Below are 564 nucleotides of genomic sequence, written 5' to 3'. Positions count from 1 at the left end.
CATCAATCACAAACAAAAACATGTGTGCATCTTGTTTTGAAGCATTTTCATTAGCCGTTAACAGCAGTTTATAAATTTCATTAATAAACCAATTTCGGTAGTCAACGACCACCTGATAGGCCTTTGGATGTGTTTTCGAAATTTCAAAAATAGCTTTAAAAGGCAAATGGTAAAGCCCTTCTAAATCGGCATGTAAAAAGTAAAGTTTTCGCAGTTTTTCAACTAGGGTTAATTCTTTTCGGACATAGATAATCGAAATCACCTCTTGTTTAAGGCCATCTGTTTGATAGGTTAAGCTCATTTGAATTAACCTTTCTTTTGAGTGAAAGTAGTTATAAAAAGTCGTTTTTGGGATTTTTGCCGACTCAACAATTCGGTCTACCCCGACATTGTGAAAGCCGTGTTTATTAAAAAGATAGCGGGAAGTATGTAGTACGCTTAAAGCACGAAATGGGAGGTCTGAATGTGGCATAGTTTTACCGTTATAAAAAATTATTGTTGTATATAAATGAGATATAAAAACCGTTGCCGTTTTTTGGGAGAAAAAAAGGCATAGCAAAGCCT

The 564-nt window shown here is 34.8% G+C and carries 1 protein-coding gene; it reads right to left on the bottom strand.

The features are described from left to right. On the bottom strand, window positions 1–472 hold a 472-nt coding region (locus tag UC75_RS00290), incomplete at its 3' end, for a TetR/AcrR family transcriptional regulator (RefSeq protein ID WP_228136967.1). Window positions 473–564: the final 92 nt, after the last annotated feature.

It is taken from the genome of Acinetobacter sp. V2 (genome assembly GCF_001188385.1).
Taxonomy (GTDB): Bacteria; Pseudomonadota; Gammaproteobacteria; order Pseudomonadales; family Moraxellaceae; genus Acinetobacter; species Acinetobacter oleivorans.
The sequence above is the reverse complement of the archived record's forward strand: the minus strand, read 5'-3'. Positions and strand labels throughout refer to the sequence as shown.